A 19,793-nucleotide genomic window follows, 5' to 3' on the forward strand; every position below is an offset into this window, starting at 1 on the left:
CACAGCCACAGGCCACGTATAGCCCGTGGCTGAACTGTGCTAATCGTTGCGCTTACTTCCATCACAAAGGAAAAGTATTCATGCCTGCATTTGGTGCAAATTCAGGGGTAAGTTACCCCCGAACCATAGCTTTAACATTTATGTTATTGGGCGGTATCGCTGCTAGTTTCACGGCAACGGCTGCGCCCAATTACTCCATTCATCAAATTATTAGCATTGCTGCCGAGCAAAATCCGCTGCTTAATATTTACAAAGCGCGCGAAGACGCCGCCACGGCCTCGGTCATTACCGCTAAAACCTATGCCAACCCAGAACTTGAACTGCAAGGTGGCCCCACGCGCTACAGAACCCCTGGCGGGCTAGGCTCTAGCGGCAACTGGGTAGTGGGCATCTCGCAACCTCTAGATTACCCAAGTGTGCGCAATGCCAAAATTCATATGGCAGAACAGAACATCGCGGTAGCCTCGCTAAGCACAGAGGTCACCAAAAGAGAATTAATCACCCGTGTAAAAAGCGCGTTTTATGATGTGCTACAGCGTGAGGCTTTTCTTAGCCTGACCGAAGCCGACTATAAATTATTAAAAGACATTCGTGACCGTGTGAAACTAAGGGTAGAAGTAGGCGAGTCCCCCAAGTACGAACTGATTAAAGCCAACACAGAGGCGCTGGCAGCGGAGCGCGATTATCAATCGGCCAAAACACGTGTGATGGAAGGCAAGGCTTACCTAAGAGGCTTAGTCAGCGCCGCCATTCCGGAAAATTTTAACTTGGTTGGTGAGCTGCCGATTGCCAGCAGCCTGCCGCAAATTGATGCATTGCGCGAGCAGATGCACGACTCACCGCAGTTGAAGCAGATTCGTGCTGCCATCAAAACTTCTGAAGCAAATTTACGTTTACAGGACGAATTGCGCAACCCTGGGCTCAGCCTGAAGGCAGGGGTGGAGCAAGACCCGGACTTGCGCCAGTTCCGCATCGGGGTGGCGATACCGATTCCGGTTTGGGACAAACGTAGCGGCCCAATTGCGCATGCTGCGGCCGAGCTAAAAGAAGTGCATGCTGTACTCAGTGACCGCGAACTCACCATCCAGCGCGATATTGAATCAGCGTACCAGCGTTATCTGATTGCACAGCAGCAAGTTTCCGCATTTGAAGATGGTCTGCTGGAGCAGGCTGAATCGGTACTTAAGGTCGCAGAAGCTGCTTATCGCTTTGGTGAGCGCGGCATTCTGGATTATCTAGATGCGCAACGTACTAAGCGTGCGGTCAGAAAAGACTACTTATCTGCACGCTACGAATACATAAACGCCATGCTCACCATAGAGCGTTTACTTGGCTATGAACTTTTGGAGGTTAAACCATAATGACTGCTCAACCCATTACTACCCATCACTTTTTTAGCAAAAATCTGCTGCTGGCATTTTGCATGGTTGGCATCATGTTAACAGGCTGTTCTTCAAAAGAAGAGGTAGCGCCAACCAAGGCAAAAGCCAAGGATGTGGATATCGTTGATATCAGCAACCAGCTCGCCAAGCAAGTCACCTTGCATACCACAGGAAAAATTGAGATGCGTGACACCATGCGCTTACCCGGCACCATACAGGTAGATGAACAGCGCATGGCTAGAATCGGCGCTTCAGTGACTGGCAGGGTGAAGGACATTGAAGCCACACTAGGCCAAAAGGTCAGCAACGGCCAAGTGCTCGCCACTTTAAACAGTACAGAATTAGCGCAGAGCCAACTGGTTTACATTAAAGCCGCGCAACAGATCGGTTTGCAAACCAAAGCGGTGAATCGTGCCAAACTACTGCAAGAAGCAGATGTGATTGGCTCCGCCGAGTTGCAACGCAGAGAGGCAGAGTTAAGTGCTGCCCAGGCCGATTTAAACGCAGCACGTGACCAATTGATCGTACTGGGCATGAGCGAGTCGGCGATAGACAAGCTGTCTAAATCTGGCCAGATTCACTCTTACAGTAATGTGGTATCACGTATTAGCGGCAACGTGATTAGCCGTAAGGTTAACCTTGGCCAGGTAGTACAGCCGGCTGAAGAGCTATTTATCATTGCCGATTTATCTCATGTATGGGTAGTAGCTGAAGTGCCCGAACAGCAGATTGATCTGATTCAGATTGGTGAAGAGGTGTTAGTGGAGATTCCAGCGCTGCACAACAAGCAATACACCGCAAAACTCATCTACGAAGGTGACGTGGTGAACCCGGAAACCAGAACCGTGACCGTACGCTGCGACATTGAAAATGCTAACCGCGAAATCAAGCCGGATATGCTGGTCTCTATGCTGATTAAATCTAGCCCAACATCCAAACTGGCGCTGCCGCTACAGAGTATCGTACGTGAGAATGACAAAACCTACGTCTACGTGCAGCTTGCACCAAATAAATTCCGCCTGCGCGAAGTAGAGCTTGGGCCAGAATACATGGACATGGTGACCATCACCAATGGTATTTCTGAAGGCGAAGTAGTAGTCAACGACGGCGCGTTCCATGTGAATAACGAACGTAAAATTAAAGAATTGGAGTAAAGCATGATTGAATCTCTGATTCGCTCGGCGCTCAAACAGCGCCTGATTGTGCTGGTCATCGCCGTGGCGCTGATGATGGCCGGTATCTTTGCATTACAAAAGCTATCCGTGGATGCATTTCCGGATGTGACCAACGTACAAGTACAAATTGCTACCCAGGCCACCGGCAAGTCACCGGAAGAAGTAGAACGTTTTATCACCGTGCCGCTAGAAATTGGCATGACTGGTCTACCCGGCCTAACCGAGATGCGCTCCCTCAACCGTAATGGGCTATCGCTGATTACCTTGGTATTTACAGATAATACTGATGTTTATTTCGCACGCCAGTTGGTGATGGAACGACTGATGGAGGTGATGGATAAAATGCCGCAAGGCGTCACCCCCATTTTAGGGCCGGTGGCCACAGGCTTGGGCGAAATTTACCAGTACACCCTGGATAACCCAGCAGATGGCGAAACCAAGTTAAGTGCGGAAGAGCTCACGGAGCGTCGTTCGATTCAGGACTGGATAGTGCGCCCATTGCTACGCGGCATTCCCGGAGTGGCAGAAATTAACTCGCAGGGCGGTTATGTCAAACAGTATCAGGCTTTGGTGAATCCAGACCGGATGAATCACTACGGCCTGAAATTACAGGACATCTACTCGGCTTTAGCCAAAAATAACGCCAACAGTGGCGGCGGCGTGTTACCGCAATTTGCAGAGCAGTATCTGATTCGCGGTGTAGGCTTGATTGAAAGCTTAGACGACATTCGCAATATCGTACTCAAAGAGCAGAGCGGTGTGCCGGTATTTATGCGCGATGTAGCTGAAGTGAAGCTAGGCCATGAAGTACGCGTGGGGGCCGTGATGAAAAATGGCTATACCGAGTCTGTAGGCGGTATTGTCATTATGATGCGCGGCGGTAACGCCAAAGAAGTAGTGAGCCGTGTCAAAGAGCGTGTAGAAGAAATTAACGCCAAAGGTATGCTGCCAGATGGCCTGCAAATTGTGCCTTACTATGACCGCAGTGAACTAGTGGATGCAGCACTGTTTACCGTGAGCAAAGTACTGGTAGAGGGCATTATTCTGGTAGTACTGATTCTGTTCCTGTTCTTGGGTGATGTACGCTCCAGCGTAATTGTAGTGGCCACGTTGATTTTGACGCCGCTCATCACTTTTATGGCCATGAATCATTACGATATTTCTGCCAACCTGATGTCACTGGGAGGCTTGGCGATTGCAATTGGCTTAATGGTCGATGGCTCGGTGGTGGTGGTAGAAAATGCGTTCCACCATCTAGGGCACCGTCAGGGCGAAAGTAAGATTCGCGTAGTACTAGAGGCCGCGGCAGAGGTAGCCACACCAGTGCTGTTTGGCGTGGGTATTATCATCCTGGTGTTTTTACCGCTCATGACCCTGCAAGGCATGGAGGGTAAGATGTTTGCACCATTAGCGCTCACCATTGCCATTGCGCTATTTGTATCTTTGATTATCTCGTTAACGCTGTCACCCGTGCTGTGCTCTTATATCCTGAAAGGCGGCTCTGGCGAAGATACCAAATTTATTCAATTTATCAAAAAACCCTACATCAAGATGCTGAATTGGGTATTGGTGAATGATAAAAAACCATTGCTGGCGCAACCGGCGTATTTATCGCGGCACTGTTGGTGGTGCCGTTACTGGGTACCTCGTTTATCCCAGAAATGAAAGAGGGCTCTATCGTGCCTGGTATTAACCGCGTGCCCAATATTTCACTTGAAGAATCCATCAAGATGGAAAATGAAGCGATGCGCTTAATCATGGAAAAAGTGCCTGGGGTAAAGTCCGCCATGTCTGGTATCGGTCGCGGTGAAAGTCCGGCAGATCCGCAGGCGCAAAATGAATCTACGCCCATCATCAGCCTTAAGCCGCGCAGTGAGTGGCCAGAGGGTTGGACTCAAGATGATATTGCGGACAAGATGACCGAGGTGCTGACAGAAGGCCTGCCCGGCGTGCAAATTGTGATGGCACAGCCTATTTCAGACCGTGTGGATGAACTGCTTACGGGCGTGCGTTCTGATGTTGCAGTCAAAATATTTGGCGACGACATGGGCAAACTCAAAAGCAAAGCGGAGGAGATTGTTAAAATCGCCGGCGCCATCCCCGGCGCTGTGGATTTACGCGTAGAGAAAATATCCGGTCAGCAATATCTGAATATCACCGTGAACCGCCAGGCCATTGCACGCCAAGGCATTAACGCTTCAGATATTCACGATATTATTGAAACCGCAATTGGCGGCAAAATTGCCACCGATATCTACGAAGGGCAGCGCAGATTTTCAGCAGCAGTGCGCTTCCCGGATAGCTTCAGGAATAATGTAGAGTCTATCGGTAATATTTTAGTTACTTCGCCCAACGGCTCGCGCGTGGCACTTCGAGATTTAGCACAAATCGAAATCAAAGACGGCCCGGCGCAGATTAGCCGTGAGCTGGGTAAACGCCGTATCGTGGTAGCAATTAACGTGAAAGACCGTGACCTAGGGGGCTTTGTGGCTGAGCTACAATCGGTGCTGACCGACAAAGTGAAGCTACCGGACGGTTATTATCTGGAGTATGGCGGTCAGTTCCAAAACATGGAGCGCGCGCTCAATCACTTGATGATTATCGTACCGGTGACAGTCGCTGCGATATTCTTCCTGCTGTTCTTGCTCTTTAACTCGATTCGCTTTGCCACCATGATCATTATGATCCTGCCATTTGCCTCAATTGGCGGCATATTTGCGCTACTGGTCACTGGTGAATATCTCTCGGTGCCGGCATCTGTTGGGTTTATTGCATTGTGGGGTATTGCCGTGCTGAACGGGGTAGTGCTGGTATCTTACATCCGCTCACTGCGTGAAGAAGGCAAAAGTCAGATGGAAGCGATTATTGAAGGCTGCCAGCAAAGGTTTAGACCGGTGATGATGACCGCCACCGTGGCGATGCTGGCATTGGTACCGTTTTTATTTGCCACCGGCCCTGGCTCAGAAATACAGCGTCCATTGGCAATTGTGGTAATCGGTGGCTTAATCAGCTCGACGTTATTGACCTTGGTGGTATTGCCTACGCTGTACCGCATTTTTGAAGAAGCTAAAATTGAAGCTTAACCAATCGTTGAAAGGGATTGTGTAATGAAAGAAATCAGAGCAGTAATACAACCGCACCGTTTGGCTAAAATTCGCTCGTCTCTGCGCAATATCAAGGGCTTCCCGGGCATGACTGTCAGTAAAGTAGATGGCTGCGGCCATCACTTGGCAAAGCCCGCCCAAGGCATACGAGAAGAGCTAACAGACTATAGCCCGAAGGTGATGATTGTCATGGTGGTGAGCGACGACTTGCTGGAAGGCATTTTGCAAACCATCGTAGAAATCGGCCATACTGGCCAAGTAGGAGACGGCATCGTCTGGGTCACACCAGTAGAGCGCTTTATCCGTCTATCTGAGCAAATTAATGTGGTTGATTGTTAGGCTGAAAGGCTAATAATCAACGTAATAGCACTTTGTAATAACAAACAGTAATAACACGTAGTAACGCTGTATCGTCTATGCCTACTGGTCTCTTGCTCCGCATTCATTCATGGCATCAGGGCAAGTAGCATAGATGCTACGCCTAGCCTCAGCATGCGGCGTCAGCACTAATTAAATTAACGCCGCTTGCATCAGAACTCCAACGGGTTCACGTCCACCGCCCACCTTACCTTAGCTGCTATCGGCGCTGCCCTTAATTGATGCACCAACTGCGTCAATAACTTTTGTAATGCCGGGCGCTGCTGTGCATGCATCAAGATATAACCGCGCTCCATGCCTTTTAAGCGCTCCATTTGTGGGCGCACCGGGTCATAAGTCACCACCTGCTGACTTAATGCGCGCGCACTGCTAAATGCCAGCTGCAAGAACTGCTGCACCAAGGGGAAATCATGGGCTTCAGCCCTAAGCAAAGCGGTAAACACATAAGGTGGAAACTGCACCTGCTCACGCTCCTGCAACAAATCATTAGCATAACTTGCATAATCCTGGCTGCGTAGCGCGTTAAATAGCGCATGCTCAGGAAAGGCGGTTTGAATAATCACTTGCCCAGCCTTATCGGCACGCCCTGCGCGCCCAGCTACTTGCATCAACTGCGCAAACAAACGCTCACTCGCCCTAAAATCCGGGCTGTGCAGGGCGCTATCTGTATCTATCACGCCTACTAAGGTTAAATTAGGGAAGTCATGCCCCTTCGCCAGCATTTGCGTGCCGACCAAGATATCAATTTCCTGATTGTGCACCCGGTCCAATATCTCCACGAGCGCATGTTTACGGCTAATGCTGTCTCTATCCACGCGCGCGATGCGTGCAGTTGGCAAGAGCGTAGCTAACGTTTGCTCCAAACGCTGCGTACCATGGCCGGTTGGGTGTAAATCAGCATCGCCACAGCTTGGGCATTGATGCGGAATTCGCTGTTCATGTCCACAATGATGGCAGCGTAGTTTTTTCTGCCCCAAATGTACAACCAAACGGCTACTACAACGCGTGCAAGGCGCAATCCAGTGGCATGCTGTACATAGCAATACCGGCGAATAACCTCGGCGATTGATAAATAATAACGACTGCTCCTTGCGTTCCAGCCGCAAGCGCAATGCGGCTACCAGCTGCGGCGTTAAGCCGTGCTGCAAATTAACCTTAGTAGTATCAATACAGTCAATTTTAGGCAGCTGCGCCGCACTCACCGCACGCTGCTTAAGTGTAAGCAAGCCGTATTTATTGGGCTGACTAGATGCAGCGCTGGTAGCCTGCCCATTGCTACCCATGGCGTTGTACCAGCTTTCCAGCGCTGGCGTGGCCGAGCCCATCACGACCGGGATATTCAAGCGCTTGGCGCGCACTAAGGCAACATCGCGCGCATGGTAGCGCATGCTGTCCTGCTGCTTATACGAGCTATCGTGTTCTTCATCAATCAGAATCAACTTGAGGTTAGGAATAGGCGTAAAAATGGACAGGCGTGTGCCGATAATAATTTGCGCAGCTCCAGATTGCGCCAACTGCCAATTATGTAAGCGCTCACTCTCACTCAAACTACTATGTAAGCTGACTAGGTTATACTGAGGCAAGCGCGTTCGGAATCTAGCTTCCAGCTGTGGCGTCAGGTTAATTTCAGGCACTAGTACCAACACTTGAGCACTCTGCTGTGCAGCTCCGTCTGCACCTTGCTGCAAAACGTGTTGCATCAAGCGGATATACACCTCAGTTTTACCACTGCCGGTAATCCCGTGCAGCAACCAAGCCTTAAAAACCTGTATCTCCTGCGTAATACTCGTCACCGCGGCCGCCTGCTCTGCGTTCAGCGCGGGCTGCGGTGTCTGCAAAATCGCCGGTACCCGCTTTACCGCCAGCACCTGTTCAGCCGTGGCATAGCCTAAATTGACCAGCTCTTTTGCCGCTTTACGCGCACTGCCGGACAGCGCATCCAGTACCGCCTCGGTCTGCTCCCCCTCTGCTTGTAAGGCTTGCAACACCAGGCGCAATACGCGCTGCCGCTTGGGTAGGGACTCTAAATCTACTTGCCTGCCAGCATCCGTGATTTGATAACAATATTGTTTGCGGGCAACGGCTGGCGCCACTTGGCGTAAACGCGCCGGTAAAGCTGCCAGCAAAGCCTGTCCAAATGGATAATGATAATAATCCGCACTAAATCTAATTAAACTTAACACTTCTGCATCTAGCGGCACCTCATCACTAAACGCCTGAGTGATAGGCTTCAATTTCTCGATGGCAAACTCGCTGCTATCAGCCTCATCCATCACTATGCCAATCTGATTGCGGCGGCCAAACGGTACCAGTACACGCTGGCCGACCTGCACCTGCTGACCTGCGCTTAAATAATCAAATAAGCGCGCTAGCGGTACATCAAGTGCAATTTGTAAAATTGGTTTAGGCAATGGTAATAACGCTAGTAATTAAAATTGAATGACATTTAAAAGTTAATAAGAACAAAGTGACTTTAAGCTAAAAATTGGTGAAATCTGCCATCTAACATGTGGCTTTTGGCGCCCAAATGTCGCTTATCAACAGCCTCTAGAGGGGTGTTGCAAGCAGAACTTCTACACTTAGCGCACTAAACATTAACTATGCACCAATATGGGTTAAAATACCGTTTTTAGATTTTATGTAATTATTGTGAAAACACATCTTACCCAATTACTGACAGCTGCCGCAAAATCGATTGCGCCAGAACTGACCGACCTTAATATTATATTAGAGCGTCCAAAATCTGCTGACCATGGCGATTTTGCCACAAATTTGGCATTGATTTTGGCTAAACCGCTAAAACAAAATCCACGCGCTATCGCAACGCAAATTATTGAAGCATTGCCTACTAGCGAATACATCGCCAAAACGGAAATTGCTGGCGCAGGCTTTATTAACTTCTTTTTAAGCCCACAATCTAAGCAAGTGGTGATTAAAGATATTCTTAACGCGGGTGCGCAATACGGCCGCAACAGTAGCGGCAAGCAGCAAAAAGTACAGGTAGAGTTTGTATCAGCCAACCCAACCGGCCCTTTACACGTAGGCCATGGCCGAGGTGCAGCGGTAGGTGATTGTTTGGCTCGCCTATTGGACGCTAATGGCTGGGATGTTACCCGTGAGTTCTACTACAACGACGCTGGCGCACAAATCGACAACCTGACCATTTCAGTACTGGCAAGATGCAAAGGTATTTCTACCGAGCATGAGAGCTTTCCAGAAAATGGTTACCGTGGTGAATATATCAACGATATTGCTGCCGCTTTCTTAGCCAAACACACCGTGGTGGCCGATGACATTGAAGTCACCGCTAGTGGCGACATCAATGATTTAAATTCCATTCGTGCCTTTAGCGTGGCGTATTTACGCCACGAGCAAGATTTAGACTTAAAAGCGTTTCAAATCAAGTTTGACGTATTCTCACTAGAAAGTGCGCTCTACACCACCGGTAAAGTGGAGCAAACCGTGCAAGCGCTGATTAAAAGCGGCCACACTTATGAACAAGACGACGCGCTATGGCTTAAAACCACAGACTTTGGCGACGACAAAGACCGCGTGATGCGCAAGACCGATGGCGGTTACACCTATTTTGTACCAGATGTGGCTTACCACACAGACAAATGGAACCGTGGCTTTGTGCGTGTGATTAACGAGCAGGGCGCAGATCACCACAGCACGATCACCCGTGTGCGCGCTGGTTTACAAGCTATGGATATCGGCATACCGCAAGGCTGGCCAGATTACGTGTTACATCAAATGGTGACCGTAATGCGCGGTGGCGAAGAGGTGAAGCTCTCCAAACGTGCTGGCAGCTACGTCACCTTGCGTGATCTGATTGAAGAAGTTGGCTGTGATGCCACGCGTTACTTCTTGGCCGCACGCCGTGCTGACTCACAATTGGTATTCGATATTGATTTGGCACGCAGCCAAAGCAATGACAATCCGGTGTACTACATTCAATATGCGCATGCCCGTATTTGCAGCGTACTCAGCCAATGGAATGGTGACGTAAGCAGCTTAGCGCACGTTAACCTAAACCCACTCACTACCGCGCACGAAACTGCATTAATGCAGCGCCTAAGCGAATACCCGGAAATCGTGGCCAACTCCGCCACCGAGCTGGCACCGCATGTGGTAGCAAATTACTTAAAAGAGCTGGCTAGTGACCTGCACAGCTACTATAACGAATACAAATTCTTGATTGAAGATGAACAGTTAAAACTGGCTCGCTTAAGTTTAATTAGCGCTACGCAGCAAGTGCTTAAAAACGGCCTGGATTTACTGGGTGTTACCGCTAAAGAAAGAATGTAAGGAACCATTATGAGCAGGGATTACAAACCTAGAGCAGACCGCGCGCCCAAGCAAAGCCAGGGCAATCCATTTGTCACCGGCTTATTGATCGGGTTTTTACTGGGCGTTGCAGCGTCTTTAGCAGTAGTGATGATGATTAAGGGTGGAGAAAGCCCATTTGCCGATTTAGCCGCACCAACCAAACCGGTGTCTGAGAAGATTGCGGAAACGGCGAAAGAAGAAGCCGCACAGGAGAAGGCTGCAACTGAAGAAAAAGCCAAACCGACTGAAACGGCTGAAGACAAAACGCGTTTTGACTTCTACACCATACTGCCCGGCAGCGAGCGCCAAGTTACAACTGAAGAAGTGAAAAACAAAGAGCAAGCTGCGGAACCATCAGCAAAAAACACCTACTTTTTACAAGTGGGCGCTTTTCAGACTGAAGACGAAGCAGATAACATGAAAGCCACGCTGGCTTTGCAAGGCTTTGAGGCGGTAGTACAAACCGCCACTATTCCTAACAAGGGCGTGTGGCACCGTGTACGCGTGGGTCCGCTCAAAAATCTGGAGCTGATTAACAAAACCAAAGCCGATTTAGCCAGCAATGGCTTTAAATCTGATTTAATTACCATCAACAATGAAACCCAATAGCCGTTGCACAGGTCAATGCAAAGTAATCGTGGTCAGCTAAGGGTGCTGAGTAGAGCAGTGCTTGTCAGCCAAATTCTAGCTGACGCGTTGGTTGTATAGCTAAACAGCTAATCGGTCGAATAACTAAATGGTTTAGTAGCTGAGTTTTTAAGTACAAATTTAAAGAATCGTTAACAAGGACAATATCAATGAAAAAATTTTTAACCGCCTTAATGTTGCTAGCCTCATTTAGCGTAATGGCTGAGCCGCAAATGGGCAAAGACTTTGACCGCACCGCTCAAACCATCAACACCGACAACCCAAATAAAATTGAGGTGATTGAGCTGTTTTGGTATGGCTGTGGTCATTGCCACAGCATGGAAGCACCAATCAACGCTTGGATTAAAAAATTACCTGCCGATGTGACATTTAAACGCGTACCAGGCCTGCCGCACCAAGCATGGGCGCCTATGGCAAAAACTTACTACGCAATGGAAACTCTAGGCGTGTTAGAGAAGTTGCACACACCGCTATTTGAAGCAATTCACACCAAAAAAACACTTAACCCTACCGATGAAAAAGCAGCAATTGCCTGGGTTACCCAACAAAGCGGCCTAGACAAAAGAAAAGTGGAAGAAGTTTTCGGCTCATTTGCTACCAACACTAGCTTGAATCGTGCCGCTAATATCTTCCGTTCTTCAGGCGCAACTGGCGTGCCTAGCTTGATTATCAATGGCCAATTCATTACTTCCAGCACCATGGCTGGTAACAATGATGCTGCGCTAAAAACTGCGGACTATATCATTGCTAACATCCGTGCCGACAAAGCTAGAGCAGCAACTCCAGCAAAAAAGTAACCAGCGCGACACCCCACTGGTTTAAAGCCTGGATTAGCGCTTGGTATGAAAAGCTTTTTAATTGGTAAACTTTTTAATCAATGAATCTAGTCAAGTTGACCTAAACTTAAAACCCCGTTTCTGCATCATGGCAAAACGGGGTTTTATCTTTGGATGACCTGTCACTCCACTATCAACAATAATGAAAGATGACGATGAAAGTCTTTATCACAGGGGCATCCAGTGGCATAGGTGAGGCGCTAGCATACGAATATGCTAAGCGCCATCCGCACCAAGATACGACTATTGGATTAGCAGCAAGACGTAGTGGGCACTTACAAGCGTTGCAACATACTTTAGAAACTAGCTATGGCGTCAAATGTGAGGTTTATGCATTGGATGTACGTGACGGTGACGCGCTCACGGCTGCCGCTCAACATTTTATACAGCACCATGGCACTCCTAACGTGGTAATAGGCAGCGCCGGGGTCAGCAGTGGCACCCTCACCGAAAATGCCGCAGATACCGATGCATTTCAAGCGGTAATGGATATTAATGTGATGGGCCTCGTGAATACCTTTCAACCATTTATTCACGCCATGCACGCAGCCGCAGCCAGCGGCCATAATGCGCAACTAGTCGGCATCGCCAGCGTAGCGGGCGTCCGCGGCCTGCCGGGCGCTGGGGCCTATAGTGCATCCAAAGCCGCCGCTATCGCTTACCTGGAAAGCCTACGCGTAGAAATGCTGCATCACAATATTGCCGTTACAACCATCGCCCCCGGCTATATTCGTACGCCCATGACCAATATCAACACTTATAAAATGCCATTTTTAATGGATGTCGATATCGCTGCACATAAGTTTGTGAGCGCCATTGAGCGCAAAAGACGCTTTGTGGTCATTCCATGGCAAATGGGCTGGGTAGCGCGACTGATGCGGTTCATTCCGCCAGTCTTATGGGATTATCTGGCAAAGAATGCCCCCCATAAACCACGTATTAATGTCGAGTAATTGCAGTGACGGTGTATCCGTCACTGCTCATCTGATTAACTGTTATCGCGCAATCGGCTTATAACGGATACGCTTAGGTTTAGCGCCTTCTTCACCCAAACGTTTCTTCTTATCGGCTTCATACTCTTGGTAGTTGCCGTTAAAGAACGTCCATTGTGATTCACCTTCCGCCGCTAGAATATGCGTGGCAATACGGTCTAGGAACCAGCGGTCATGCGAGGTCACCAGCACGCAGCCAGGGAACTCAAGTAAGGCATCTTCCAGTGCGCGCAAGGTTTCCACATCTAGGTCATTTGACGGTTCATCCAGTAGCAGCACGTTAGCGCCGGCAATCAAGGTTTTGGCCAAATGTAAACGCCCACGCTCACCGCCAGAAAGTTGGCCAACGATCTTGTTTTGGTCACCACCTTTAAAGTTGAAGCGGCCGATGTAGGCGCGACTAGGCATTTCAAACTTGCCTACAGAAATAATATCAGCACCGCCTGACACAGCCTCGAACACACTCTTGTCATCCGGCAGACCAGCACGCGATTGATCTACAGCCGCCATTTTCACGGTAGGGCCCACTAGAATTTCGCCGCTGTCAGGCTGTTCCATGCCTTGCAGCATACGGAACAGTGTAGACTTACCGGCACCGTTCGGGCCAATCACGCCGACGATAGCACCCGGTGGAATGCTGAAAGACAGGTTATCAATCAGTAAGCGGTCACCAAAGCCTTTAGATACGCCGTTAAACTCAATAACCTGATTGCCTAGACGCTCACCAGGTGGAATAAAGATCTCTTGTGTCTCGTTACGTTTTTGGTACTCAACCGAGCTCATTTCCTCGTAGCGGCTCAAACGCGCTTTAGATTTAGATTGGCGTGCCTTGGCACCTTGGCGTACCCACTCCAGCTCTTGCTTCATGGCTTTGCGGTGTGCATCTTCCTGTTTCTGCTCAGTCGCTAAGCGTGCTTCTTTTTGCTCCAACCAGCTAGAGTAGTTGCCTTTCCAAGGAATGCCTTCGCCACGGTCCAGCTCTAAAATCCATTCAGCAGCATTGTCGAGGAAGTAGCGATCATGCGTAACCGCCACCACTGTGCCCGGAAAACGTACCAAGAACTGCTCTAACCATTCCACTGACTCCGCATCCAAGTGGTTGGTTGGCTCATCTAAAAGCAGCATGTCCGGTTTGGATAGCAATAATTTACACAGCGCTACACGGCGTTTCTCACCACCAGATAGTGGGCCAATCTTGGCATCCCAAGGCGGTAAACGCAGTGCGTCTGCTGCGATTTCCAGTTGGGTTTCTACATCGGCACCGCTGGTAGAAATAATGTTTTCGTATTTGGCTTGCAGTTCAGCCAATTTATCAAAGTCTGCATCCGGCTCGGCATAAGCAGCATATACCTCTTCCAGCTTTTGCTTGGCTTCCATCACTTCGCCTAGGCCAGCTTCCACCTCCTCACGCACGGTCTTATCGGCATCTAGCTCTGGCTCCTGCGGCAAATAGCCAATTGAAATATTAGGCTGCCACTGCACCTCGCCCTCAAACTCTTTATCAGCGCCCGCCATAATGCGCAGCACGGTAGATTTACCTGAGCCGTTTAAACCAAGCAGGCCAATCTTAGCGCCAGGGAAAAAAGACAAAGAAATATCTTTAATAATCTGTTTTTTAGGAGGAACGATTTTGCTCACGCGGAGCATAGACATTACATACTGAGCCATGATGTTATTTTGCAAATTTTAAAGATGCAAGCTTAACAGAAAGTAGGGGGCACTTACTAGGCAACACCAGTAGAATCAATAGATAACGGTATAATGTGGCCACTTATAAAACTTAAAGCATAAAACCCATATGGCGCTTAAATCTACCATCTACAAAATTGACCTCAACATTGCCGATATGGATAGGCAGTATTATGGGCAGCACAACCTCACCGTGGCGCGTCACCCGTCAGAAACCGATGAACGCATGATGGTGCGTGTGATTGCATTTACACTATTTGCTTCAGAGTCACTGGCCTTTGGCAAAGGCCTCAGCGATGAGGATGAGCCAGATTTATGGCAAAAAGACCTCACCGGCGCTATCGAGCTGTGGATAGGTGTAGGTTTACCCACAGAAAAAGAAATCCGCAAGGCAGCAGGGCGTGCGCAGCAAGTAGCCGTAGTGCTCTATGGTGGCAAAGTTGCCGATATGTGGTGGGAGCAAAACAGCAAAGCTTTACTCAAGCTAAATAATTTAACCGTGATTAACCTGCCAGAAACTGAAGAGTTAGCAAACATTGCAGAACGTGGCTTCGACGTCAGTTGCACCATTCAAGATGGGCAAATCATGGTGGGGCATAGCAATGGCACATTACACATTACCCCAACGATTTTAAAAGAAAAAAGCACTTACTAAATTTGCATTTTCTAAGCAAAAAGATTGCTGTAGTAGTCTTAGCTAAGAAAAAATGACTTTGTAGGCGGCATTTGCGCCAGCTGGCGCATGCTCAAGTTTTTGATAGGTGGCGCCTGCAAAATCTACACAAGCCTGCTGAAATGCGCCAGTTACTAGTGTTTCACCTTGGTTAGCGACATCTTCACCAAGCTTACATGCAGCATTCACTTCAGCGCCAAACACTTCAGTATTTCCTACACGTAAAATCTTACCGAAGCCCAGCCCCACGCAAAGATGAACTCTTTCCTGCTCAAGTTTAGCTTGATTGTATGGAACTAACACTTTCTGCATCACCATTGCACATTGCAAAGCTTTTTGCGGCTTACGAAAAATCACTAAAAAAGAGTCGCCATCAGTTTTAAGTAAAAAACCTTCATGTTGCTCAATCACAGGTAACAATAAGCGCTCAGATTCATAAATCGTCTGCAAGAAATGAATGATGCCATACTCTGCAACTCGACGAGAGAATCCCGCTAAGTCCGTCATCATCACACACCACTCTTCACCAAACAAATCCCAAATACGCTGATCTATTTCAGTCTTGTTCGTATCTGGCAACAATCTCTGTGCAATTAGGTCATATAGGCGACCTTCAGAGTTCCGCATGGCAGTTTTAGCGTTGTGGCTCATCGCGTCCAATCCTAAACATGCAACAGCAATCCCTATTCTACGGTCACGCTTTTCGCCAGATTCCTAGGCTTATCCACATCAGTGCCTTTTAATAGCGCTGCATGGTAGGCCAGCATCTGCACGGGGATGGTATGCAAAATAGGCGAGAGCACGCCCACATGACGCGGAGTACGAATCACGTGTACACCTTCTGATTCAGTAAAATGGCTATCTGCATCCGCAAATACAAACAGCTCGCCGCCGCGTGCTTTGACTTCCTGCATATTCGACTTCACTTTTTCTAGCAAAGCATCGTTCGGAGCAATCACTACTACTGGCATGGCGCTATCCACAAGGGCCAAGGGGCCGTGTTTAAGCTCGCCCGCAGGGTAAGCCTCGGCATGGATGTAAGAAATCTCTTTAAGCTTCAAAGCGCCTTCCAGTGCGATAGGGTAATGAATGCCACGCCCTAAGAATAAAGCATGCTGTTTGTTGGCAAATGAGTTTGCCCACTCACGAATTTGCGGCTCTAGGTTTAACGCATGCTGCACGCTACCCGCCAATTGGCGCAGTGCGCCTAAATGCGCTTGCTCAGCCTCTGCATCTAGCAAGCCGCGTTGTTTTGCCAGTGTGGCAGCTAAAGTGAATAAAGCGACTAATTGCGTAGTGAACGCCTTGGTAGACGCCACGCCGATTTCTGCACCAGCGCGTGTGTAGAACACCAACTCTGACGCACGAGGAATGGCGCTCTCTTGCACGTTACAAATGGCCAAAGTTAAATGCTGACCTAATGCCTTGGCATGCTTCAGCGCCTCCATGGTATCTAATGTTTCGCCAGACTGAGAAATAGTCACAATTAGCTGGCGTGGATTCGGTACAGACTCGCGATAACGGTATTCGCTGGCAATTTCTACGTTGGTGGGTAACTTGGCAATGCTTTCCAACCAGTATTTAGCGGTAAGCGCCGCATAATAACTGGTACCGGCGGCCAGGATTAAAATGCTATCCACTTGCGCAAATACAGCTGCGGCATTCTTACCAAACAGGGCCGGTGAAAAGTGATTATCATCAATCAATGCCTCTATGGTGTCGGTTAATGCACGTGGCTGTTCATGAATCTCTTTTTGCATGAAGTGCGAGTAAGGGCCCAATTCCAAGCTGGCCAGTGACACGTCACTCATATGGATTTTACGTGTAACCTCGGCGCCATCACGGCCCAAAATGGTCACACCTTCACGACGAATATCTGCCACATCGCCATCTTCTAAGTAAATCACCTTACGGGTGACGGAAAGCACCGCAGAAACGTCAGAAGCAATGAAGTTCTCACCTTCGCCTAGGCCGATTAGTAGTGGGCAACCCAAGCGGGCCGTCACCATATGCTCTGGTTCTTTTTTAGAAATGACACTGATCGCAAATGCACCAGTCAGTTCAGCGACTGCTTTTTGTGTTGCCGCCAGTAAAGGCAGCGATTGATGGTAGTGATGAATTAAATGTGCAATCACTTCGGTATCGGTCTGCGACTCAAACACATAACCCAAGCTTTTTAAGCGTGCACGCTGCTCATCATGGTTTTCAATAATGCCGTTATGTACCACGGCCACTTCGCCATTCAATTGGCTAGGTGACATATGTGGGTGCGCATTGCTTTCAGTCACGCCGCCATGCGTAGCCCAGCGTGTATGGCCAATACCGACCAAACCACTAAGTTGCAACTCATTTGCCTTTTCTGTCATGGCAGAAACACGACCCACGGCGCGCACACGCGCAATCCCTGTATCGTTTAATACAGCAACACCGGCTGAATCATAGCCCCTGTACTCTAGGCGGCTTAAGCCCTCGATTAAGGTTGAAACAACGTTTCTATTTGCTACTGCACCTACAATGCCACACATAGTTTTACTCTCTTAATTTTTGTCTCGATTTGCTTATACCAGCAGAAAGCCGATTGGTTCGTATTTACCATGCCCAGATTACATGGGCTGATGCATTACTTGGCCTGATTGCTACTCAAATCATTTGTAAGGAATTACTTTTTAATCTTTTGTGGTCGCTTCCAACCTGTAATCGTCTTTTGCTCTTTGGCACGACAAAAGGTGAGGGCATCAGCTGGTGCGTCTCTGGTAATCGTTGAGCCAGCTGCAATTGTGGCGTTTTTACCGATGGTAATCGGTGCCACCAATTGTGAATCTGAGCCAATAAAAGCACCGTCTTCAATCACCGTTCTAAATTTATTGGCACCATCATAATTGCAAGTAATGGTACCTGCACCGATATTCACTGCCTTGCCTACTGTGCTATCACCCACATAACTTAGATGGTTAATCTTGCTGCCTACATCTACCTGTGCGTTTTTCAGCTCAACAAAGTTACCAACATGTGTATCCGCAGCCAAGGTAGTACCAGGACGCAAGCGTGCAAACGGGCCAATCTTGCTATTTTCACCCACAGTAGTGTCATCAATGTGCGTAAACGCAGCAATTTGCGTACCTGCAGCAATCACAGCATTTTTAATCACACAATTCGCAGCAATCTTCACACGGTCGCCTAACGTCACCTTGCCTTCAAACACGCAATTGACGTCTATCTCTACATCACGCCCACACTGTAGTTCACCACGCACTTCAATACGTGCTGGGTCTTTTAAGGTAACTCCTTGCTGCAGTAGAGCTTGTGCGACTCTGGCTTGATGCACACGTTCGATTTGCGCCAAATCTGTTTTTGCATTAATACCGGTGACAGACCATTCATCAGTGGTGATTTCAGCCACTACACTCACTTTGTCTGCTACAGCCAATGCCACAATATCGGTTAAGTAATATTCACCCTGTGCATTATTGTTAGTGATTCTGGATAGCCAGCTGTTGAGATGAGCATTGGGCATGGCCATAATGCCGGTATTTACCTCAACAATCGCACGCTGCTCTGCTGTGGCGTCTTTATGCTCCACAATCGCATGCACCCTGCCATTGGTATCACGCACGATACGTCCATAACCGGTAGGGTCAGCCTTATTAAACGACAGAATCGCCAGCTTGTTATCAGCCTGTGCAATCAGACGTTTGCAGGCATTTACATCCACCAGTGGCACATCGCCTAACAAAATCAGCGTGTCCGCATCTGCATCTAGGTAGGGCAAAGCTTGTTGCACCGCATGCCCGGTGCCATGTTGCTCCGCCTGGTTTACCCAAGTAATGTCCTCGCCGCTAAACGCTTCTTTCACGCGCTCGCCACCAAAACCATAAACAACAATAATCTTATTAGGCTGCAATGCTTTGGCGCAATTAATCACATGTGCCAAGATCGGCTTTGCACCAACGACATGTAAGACTTTAGGTAAATCAGAATGCATGCGAGTGCCTTTACCCGCAGCCAGTATCACGATATTTAATTTGTTCATGTGTTATTTAAGTCTATTTCTATACGCACTAGATTTGTATGCACAAAGTATAACAAAAAAGGCAACCGAGGTTGCCTTTTTGCTTTTACACCATCTTCACCGCAACTAGTGCGTGTTTTTGCGTAAGCGTTCGATAGTTTGAATCTGTGCCACGGCTTCAGACAATTCTGCCTGTGCTGTTGCATAGTCAATATCTGAAGATCTGTTTTTCAGCGCTTCTTCAGCCGCTTCTTTCGCAGCAATCGCTTTTGCTTCATCTAAGTCATGGCCACGTACTGCTGTGTCAGCCAATACAGTTACCACGCCAGGTTGCACTTCTAACATGCCACCTGAGATAAAGATTAACGTTTCTTCAGCTTCGCTCGCTTGCTTAATACGCAAAGCGCCAGGCTTGATGGTAGTGATCATCGGTGCGTGGTTAGGGTAGATACCTACTTCACCAGCACTTGCAGGAGCAACTACAAACTCAGCTTCACCTGAGAATATACTTGCCTCTGCACTAACTACATCAATATGAACAGTATTTGCCATTATTTTTCCTTAAAGCGTTTAACTAA

Annotated in this window: 14 protein-coding genes and 1 pseudogene; 9 read left to right on the plus strand and 6 right to left on the minus strand. The window is 48.5% G+C overall.

Features of this window, described 5'->3' with window-relative positions; genetic code table 11:
• Window positions 1-80: 80 nt before the first annotated feature.
• The 4 genes and pseudogenes from MMOL_RS11705 to MMOL_RS11720 all read left to right on the plus strand — a co-directional run bounded on the left by MMOL_RS11705 (window position 81) and on the right by MMOL_RS11720 (window position 6,000).
• Window positions 81-1,361 (plus strand): TolC family protein, encoded by a 1,281-nt coding sequence (locus tag MMOL_RS11705; protein WP_015833252.1) that lies wholly within the window; start codon window positions 81-83, stop codon window positions 1,359-1,361.
• A complete protein-coding gene (locus MMOL_RS11710) occupies window positions 1,361-2,536 on the plus strand; it encodes an efflux RND transporter periplasmic adaptor subunit (protein ID WP_015833253.1) in 1,176 nt (391 codons plus the stop codon). The genes MMOL_RS11705 and MMOL_RS11710 overlap by 1 nt, the downstream gene beginning before the upstream one ends.
• A 3-nt stretch (window positions 2,537-2,539) precedes the next feature.
• A pseudogene (locus MMOL_RS11715) lies at window positions 2,540-5,640 on the plus strand (efflux RND transporter permease subunit).
• Between the two features lie 24 nt (window positions 5,641-5,664).
• Window positions 5,665-6,000, plus strand: a complete 336-nt coding sequence (locus MMOL_RS11720; protein ID WP_015833254.1) for a P-II family nitrogen regulator — start codon at window positions 5,665-5,667, stop codon at window positions 5,998-6,000.
• A gap of 191 nt (window positions 6,001-6,191) precedes the next feature.
• Here the strand turns inward: MMOL_RS11720 and MMOL_RS11725 are convergent, their stop codons facing one another.
• Window positions 6,192-8,450, minus strand: coding sequence for a primosomal protein N' (locus tag MMOL_RS11725; RefSeq protein ID WP_015833255.1), 2,259 nt, complete (start codon window positions 8,448-8,450; stop codon window positions 6,192-6,194).
• Window positions 8,451-8,688: 238 nt separating this feature from the next.
• Between MMOL_RS11725 and argS the strand changes: the two genes are divergently transcribed.
• The 4 genes from argS to MMOL_RS11745 all read left to right on the plus strand — a co-directional run bounded on the left by argS (window position 8,689) and on the right by MMOL_RS11745 (window position 12,805).
• The gene (gene argS, locus MMOL_RS11730; protein WP_015833256.1) at window positions 8,689-10,347 is read left to right on the plus strand and encodes an arginine--tRNA ligase; all 1,659 of its coding nucleotides are present in this window, start codon (window positions 8,689-8,691) and stop codon (window positions 10,345-10,347) included.
• Window positions 10,348-10,356: 9 nt separating this feature from the next.
• Entirely contained in the window at window positions 10,357-10,977 is a 621-nt protein-coding gene (locus MMOL_RS11735; RefSeq protein ID WP_015833257.1) for an SPOR domain-containing protein, read from the plus strand.
• A gap of 188 nt (window positions 10,978-11,165) precedes the next feature.
• A complete protein-coding gene (locus MMOL_RS11740; protein ID WP_015833258.1) occupies window positions 11,166-11,813 on the plus strand; it encodes a thiol:disulfide interchange protein DsbA/DsbL in 648 nt (215 codons plus the stop codon).
• Window positions 11,814-12,001: 188 nt separating this feature from the next.
• Window positions 12,002-12,805 (plus strand): SDR family oxidoreductase, encoded by an 804-nt coding sequence (locus MMOL_RS11745; RefSeq protein ID WP_015833259.1) that lies wholly within the window; start codon window positions 12,002-12,004, stop codon window positions 12,803-12,805.
• 42 nt (window positions 12,806-12,847) lie between these two features.
• On the opposite strand, the gene ettA is transcribed toward MMOL_RS11745, so the two are convergent.
• The gene (ettA, locus tag MMOL_RS11750; protein ID WP_015833260.1) at window positions 12,848-14,512 is read right to left on the minus strand and encodes an energy-dependent translational throttle protein EttA; all 1,665 of its coding nucleotides are present in this window, start codon (window positions 14,510-14,512) and stop codon (window positions 12,848-12,850) included.
• A gap of 130 nt (window positions 14,513-14,642) precedes the next feature.
• Here ettA and MMOL_RS11755 point away from each other — a divergent pair, with 130 nt between their 5' ends.
• Entirely contained in the window at window positions 14,643-15,188 is a 546-nt protein-coding gene (locus MMOL_RS11755; RefSeq protein ID WP_015833261.1) for a YaeQ family protein, read from the plus strand.
• A gap of 42 nt (window positions 15,189-15,230) precedes the next feature.
• Here the strand turns inward: MMOL_RS11755 and MMOL_RS11760 are convergent, their stop codons facing one another.
• From MMOL_RS11760 to MMOL_RS11775, 4 genes are all read right to left on the minus strand, one after another.
• Window positions 15,231-15,857: an adenylate/guanylate cyclase domain-containing protein gene (locus MMOL_RS11760; RefSeq protein WP_015833262.1), complete on the minus strand. Its 627-nt coding sequence runs from the start codon at window positions 15,855-15,857 to the stop codon at window positions 15,231-15,233.
• Window positions 15,858-15,889: 32 nt separating this feature from the next.
• Window positions 15,890-17,731 carry a glutamine--fructose-6-phosphate transaminase (isomerizing) gene (gene glmS, locus MMOL_RS11765; protein ID WP_015833263.1) on the minus strand — a complete coding sequence of 614 codons (1,842 nt, stop codon included), beginning with the start codon at window positions 17,729-17,731 and terminating at the stop codon, window positions 15,890-15,892.
• 134 nt (window positions 17,732-17,865) lie between these two features.
• Window positions 17,866-19,236, minus strand: coding sequence for a bifunctional UDP-N-acetylglucosamine diphosphorylase/glucosamine-1-phosphate N-acetyltransferase GlmU (gene glmU / locus MMOL_RS11770; protein ID WP_015833264.1), 1,371 nt, complete (start codon window positions 19,234-19,236; stop codon window positions 17,866-17,868).
• 105 nt (window positions 19,237-19,341) lie between these two features.
• Complete coding sequence (locus MMOL_RS11775) at window positions 19,342-19,767, minus strand: F0F1 ATP synthase subunit epsilon (protein WP_015833265.1); 426 nt, start codon at window positions 19,765-19,767, stop codon at window positions 19,342-19,344.
• Window positions 19,768-19,793 lie beyond the last annotated feature (26 nt).

Source organism: Methylotenera mobilis JLW8 (assembly GCF_000023705.1).
Lineage (GTDB): Bacteria > Pseudomonadota > Gammaproteobacteria > Burkholderiales > Methylophilaceae > Methylotenera > Methylotenera mobilis.